The 1750-nt window shown below is 65.0% G+C and carries 1 protein-coding gene and 1 pseudogene; both read right to left on the bottom strand.

Annotation, left to right across the window (positions count from 1 at the left end):
* Positions 1-222: pseudogene (locus RR842_RS03630) on the bottom strand (radical SAM protein); the annotation flags it as partial.
* Positions 215-1639, bottom strand: coding sequence for an AmmeMemoRadiSam system protein A (gene amrA / locus RR842_RS03625; protein ID WP_332728997.1), 1425 nt, complete (start codon positions 1637-1639; stop codon positions 215-217). The gene amrA and the pseudogene RR842_RS03630, both read right to left, overlap by 8 nt.
* Positions 1640-1750: the final 111 nt, after the last annotated feature.

Here is a 1750-nt window from a genome sequence, read left to right as displayed (position 1 = left end):
CAGATTGCAGCCGTAACTGCCCACGGACAAGACGAGCGAGCCCGGGTGCCAACGCGCCAACGGCTTCTTCTCGACAGGATCCAGGGCAAGCGAGGTCACGCGACCATAGTTCTCGTCAACCACTGCTCCGCCGCGCGCCACACGAGCGCGACAAAGCCCGTGGCCGCCTTCGACCAGTACGCAGGCATGGGGGCAGATTCGGCAGACAACGCGCTCAGGCACGGCGCGCCTCCCCACCACGTTCGTGACGCACCACCTCGAAGCGCGCAAGCTGCACACCGCCTTCGTCCACAGAGATGCCCGCTTTGCGCTTCGCGATGTCCACTTGCTGCTCGACCGAGTCGACGCCGTCCAGGTTCGGCAGCAGAAGTCCCCGCCGGCTCCCCTTCCCTACTATGATGCCGAAGCGCGCCACATCCAGCTCGTCGAGCCCTTCGATAGGCTCGGGCGGGAACAATACGTCCACCGAATAGGACAGGCTGCCAAGCTCGTCCACAGACACAGGCGAAAAGCGCGGGTCATTGCTGGCGGCTGCAACGGCGTTGCGGACTACCTCCTCGGCAACGCTACCGGTGACCGGCTCGATCGTTCCGATGCACCCGCGCAGGTCACCGTCTTTATGCAGCGATACGAACACGCCCGCACGCGCGTCGGCAAGGTCGGGCGGCAGGTTCGCCGGTAGGTCGATCAGGCGCCCTACCCGAACGAAGCTCTCGACTGAAGCACGGGCAAGCTTCACGAAAGGGTCAACCGATGCAGAAGAGGCCGCCTCGTTACGCGCCATGCGCGCATCCGCCTCCCTATCCACGGCCGAAACGACGGCACCGTCGCCCTGGCTGCTCGCTACCTCGAACGCCGCGACAGCATAGCCGACGCCGAACGGCCCCTCGTAGCTGAGGAGCTCATGGGTGAATGCAGAGCCGTCCAGCGCACCTGCCATAACCTGCAGCGAACCCAGCCCGCACTCGGCGGCCGCCTCGCGAAACGCCCCGTCGAACGTGAATAGACCCTCCAGATCGCCCGCATCGAGCAAGCTCGTCACGTTGCGGTCGAACACCGGTCCTTCCGGCGCCAAGCCGTAAGGGCCGTCCTCTTTCAGCTTGTGGGACAAGTCGCCGCTGGCCACGAGTACCGTACGCCGGTCCAGGTCGCGCGCCGCCTCGGCAATGCAACGCCCCATCTCGCGGTGGTCTCGGGCCGGCAGGCCCGATAGGCCCACGCGTACAAGCCGGTAGTCTGCGTATTTTTCGTTCACGAAGTACAGCGGGACGAACGTGCCGTGGTCCAGCTCGCCGTCGCGCATACCGCTGCCGCAGATAGAAACGTCACGCCCCCGCGCGCAAGCCGAAACGGCCGCAGCAAAAGAGGCATCGTAGGCTACGGTCAGGGATGCATCCCACGCACCAAACTGCCCCATATCGCCATGAGCACCGTCGCCGGTAGAGACATGGAAGCAATCGCGGTAGAGCGGGGCGTGGGGGGACACCACGACGATCACGTCGGGTGCATGTGCCGCGATACGACAGGCGATCTCTTGGTAGGCGCTGAGAGTGTTTCGGATTGCGTGCTCTTGGCCACGGCCCACCGACGGCACGATGAGGGGCGGATGAGGGGCGACGTACGCTGCAACGATTCCCATGGATACGGTCCTTTCCACAAGGTCCTTCCGACTGCGACGGGGCGGGCGGCTTTCTCGGCCATTGTACACCGCGCCAATCGCGTGCTCGCGAAGCGGCACGCAAATGTTGAC

Origin of the sequence: Gordonibacter sp. (assembly GCF_036667095.1) — a bacterium.
Classification (GTDB): Bacteria; Actinomycetota; Coriobacteriia; order Coriobacteriales; family Eggerthellaceae; genus Gordonibacter.
The sequence above is the reverse complement of the archived record's forward strand: the minus strand, read 5'-3'. Positions and strand labels throughout refer to the sequence as shown.